2 protein-coding genes are annotated in these 3,598 nt (G+C 33.9%); one reads left to right on the top strand and one right to left on the bottom strand.

Features of this window, described 5'->3' with window-relative positions:
- The first annotated feature begins 186 nt into the window (after positions 1 to 186).
- Positions 187 to 2,292 carry an ATP-dependent DNA helicase RecG gene (recG, locus tag ACHZC3_RS07815; RefSeq protein ID WP_394759303.1) on the top strand — a complete coding sequence of 702 codons (2,106 nt, stop codon included), beginning with the start codon at positions 187 to 189 and terminating at the stop codon, positions 2,290 to 2,292.
- Positions 2,293 to 2,347: 55 nt separating this feature from the next.
- Here recG and ACHZC3_RS07820 read toward each other — a convergent pair whose 3' ends face one another.
- The gene (locus ACHZC3_RS07820; protein WP_394759304.1) at positions 2,348 to 3,550 is read right to left on the bottom strand and encodes an aminotransferase class V-fold PLP-dependent enzyme; all 1,203 of its coding nucleotides are present in this window, start codon (positions 3,548 to 3,550) and stop codon (positions 2,348 to 2,350) included.
- Positions 3,551 to 3,598 lie beyond the last annotated feature (48 nt).

Here is a 3,598-nt window from a genome sequence, read left to right on the forward strand (position 1 = left end):
TTTCACGGATTTTCACAGATTAAAAAAATATTTTATCTTCACATTGTGAGAATTAATAAATTTGATTTTTTAACCACAAAAGACACAAAAGTTTATTGGAATTCTCAAATGTCTTTTGTGCCTTTTGTGGTTAATTTTTTAAAACCAAGCAATTGTATTGAAATTAATAATTTCTAAAGAAATTAAATGAATAATCTCTTCGAAACTCCCATAGAATACCTAAAAGGCGTTGGTCCGCAACGTGGTGATTTGTTGCGCAAAGAGTTGGGTATTTATAAATACGGAGATTTAATTAATTTTTATCCAAATAGATATTTAGACCGAACCAAATATTATAAGATTAATGAATTACAGAATTCTACTGCCGAAGTTCAAATAATTGGTAAAGTAATTAATATAAAAACAGTTGAATTTGCCAAAGGAAAAAGTCGATTGGTTGCCACATTTATCGATGATACAGGTCAAATGGAATTGGTTTGGTTTCAAGGTCAAAAATGGGTTAAAGAAAGTCTAAAACTCAATGTGGTTTATGTGATTTTTGGGAAAACTACTTCGTTCAACAATACATTCAATATGGCGCATCCAGAAATGGAATTGCTTACAGAACATCAGCAAAGCATACGCTCGGCGATGCAACCTGTTTATCCAAGTACCGAAAAACTAACACAAAGAGGCATTTCGAACAAGGTTGTAAACAAAATGATGCAACAATTATTTTTAGAAACGCATACTTTATTTTCGGAAACATTACCAACTTATTTAATAGAAGAATTAAAGCTAATTTCTAAAAAAGACGCCTTAATAAATATCCATTTTCCTAAAAGTTCGGAAGCTTTGGCGAAAGCACAATTTCGATTAAAATTTGAAGAATTATTTTTTATTCAATTGCAATTAATTACCAAAAATTTAATTAGAAAACACAAAATAAAAGGTTTCCCTTTTGATAAAGTCGGCACTTATTTTACCGAATTTTTCAATAATCATTTGCCTTTCGATTTGACCAATGCTCAAAAAAGGGTCCTCAAAGAGATAAGAAACGACATTGGAAATCCAGCCCAAATGAATCGATTGTTGCAAGGTGATGTTGGTTCAGGAAAAACTATTGTTGCGTTTATGAGTATGCTTTTGGCTTTAGACAATGGTTTCCAGGCGTGTTTGATGGCGCCAACAGAAATATTAGCCAATCAGCATTTCATAGGGCTTTCGGAATTGGCTAAGGATTTGAATATTAATATAAAAATACTCACTGGTTCGAGTAATACCAAAGCTCGAAAAATCATTCATGAAGAACTAGAAAATGGAAGTTTAGATATTTTAATTGGCACACATGCTTTATTAGAAGACAAAGTACAATTCAAAAATTTGGGATTAGCAATTATCGATGAGCAACATCGTTTTGGTGTAGAACAACGTTCTAAATTATGGAAGAAAAACACCATTCCACCACATGTTTTAGTCATGACTGCCACTCCAATTCCAAGAACTTTAGCTATGAGTTTGTATGGCGATTTAGATATTTCTGTCATTGATGAATTGCCACCAGGCAGAAAACCAATTCAAACTGTGCATCGATACGATTCGAACCGATTAAAAGTATGGCATTTTATTCGGGAGGAAATTGCAAAAGGTCGTCAGATCTATATTGTTTATCCTTTAATTCAAGAATCTGAAAAAATGGATTTTAAAGATTTGATGGACGGTTACGAAAGTATTTCTCGTGATTTTCCGTTACCAAAATATGCGATTTCGATTCTTCACGGAAAAATGAAACCAGCCGATAAGGATGCAGAAATGAAACGTTTTGCCGAAGGAAAAACCAATATTATGGTCGCTACAACTGTAATTGAAGTGGGTGTAAACATTCCCAACGCCAGTGTTATGATTGTAGAAAGCGCCGAACGTTTTGGCTTGTCGCAACTGCATCAATTGCGTGGCCGTGTGGGTCGTGGAGCCGACCAGAGTTATTGTATCTTAATGACTTCACACAAAATTGGTGCCGATTCTAAAACCAGAATGGAAACCATGGTGGCTACCAATGATGGATTTGAAATTGCCGAAGTAGATCTTAAACTCCGTGGTCCTGGCGATATTATGGGCAAGCAACAAAGTGGGGTTTTAAATCTTCAAATTGCCGATTTAGTTCGTGACAAAGATATTTTATTGCTGGCTCGGAATTATGCCTTAAAACTACTCAAAGACGATGCGCCTATGGAAAAACTCGAACATCAAACTTTGCGAAAAGTATTTATAGAATTGTCTAAGAAGAAAAATATTTGGAATTACATAAGCTAAAAAAAGCTCCAAATTTAAAAATTCAGAGCTTTTTTAATATTTACTTATTTGCTATTTACAAAATATTCAATTCTTTCATACAAGCGTACATCATTTCATAGGTACGATTAATATCATTATCTAAACCAATAGAAAAACGAATTAATCCATCTGTCAAGCCCATTTCTGCTTGTTCTTCAAGAGGAATTTCACTAGATGTAGAAGTTCCTGGAGCACTAAAGAGCGTTTTATAAAAACCTAAACTTACCGCTAAATAACCTAAATTTCTTTCTTGCATTAATTTCATCAGTTCATTAGCTTTATCAAGCGAACCCACATCGATAGTCATCATACCACCAAAACCATATTCAGGATTAATCATACCAGAATAAATTTCGTGACTTGGGTGTGATTTCAAACCAGGATAAACCGTTTTTATTCCGTTTTCTTCAAATTTATGAGCCAAAAATAGTGCATTATGACTGTGTTGTTTCATTCTAATATGCAAAGTTCTTAGGTTTTTCATCACACTTGCCGAACGCAAACTATCCATCGTTGGACCTAAAAGCATACTAGCTCCAGAATTTACATTTTTTAAATCATTAATAAATTCTTGCGAAGCACAAACTACACCACCCACAGTATCGCTACTTCCATTAATGTATTTTGTCAAACTATGAATCACAATATCAGCACCTAATTTAGCAGGAGAAACTGACAAAGGCGAAAAAGTATTATCAACCACCAATTTTAAATTATGCTTAATCGCAATTTTGGCCAAACTAGCAATATCAGCTACTTCGAGCAAAGGATTACTTACCGTTTCGCAATACAAAACTTTCGTATTTGGCGTAATGGCTGCTTCTACAATATCCAATTTAGTAATATCTACAAATGTTGTTTTGATACCAAATCTAGGTGCTAGATTTTTCAAAAACGCATACGTTCCACCATAAATAGTTCTACTCGAAACAATATGATCCCCGTTTCCACACAATTGCAAAAGCGTTGGCGTGATAGCTCCCATTCCAGAAGCAGCAACATTTGCAGTTTCCGTTCCTTCCATCGCAGCAAGTGCTTTGTCTAAATACAAATTACTAGGAGATGAATGGCGAGAATACAAATAACAACCTTCAGCATTGCCTTCAAAAGTGTCGAACATCGTTTTTGCCGACAAAAATGTATAAGTTGAACTATCTGAAATAGATGGATTTACACCACCAAATTCTCCAAAATACTGTAAATCTTGTATTTTGTCTGCAGGATTAAAATTTTTCATACGTATATAATATTTTTTTTTATTGGAATATGGTATATTTATGAGGAA

It is taken from the genome of Flavobacterium sp. (genome assembly GCF_043720215.1).
GTDB lineage: Bacteria > Bacteroidota > Bacteroidia > Flavobacteriales > Flavobacteriaceae > Flavobacterium.

Coding starts and splice junctions, on each gene's coding strand:
- ACHZC3_RS07820 (WP_394759304.1), bottom strand. CDS start 3,550: ATGAAAAATTTTAATCCTGCAGACAAAATACAAGATTTACAGTATTTT.
- recG (WP_394759303.1), top strand. CDS start 187: ATGAATAATCTCTTCGAAACTCCCATAGAATACCTAAAAGGCGTTGGT.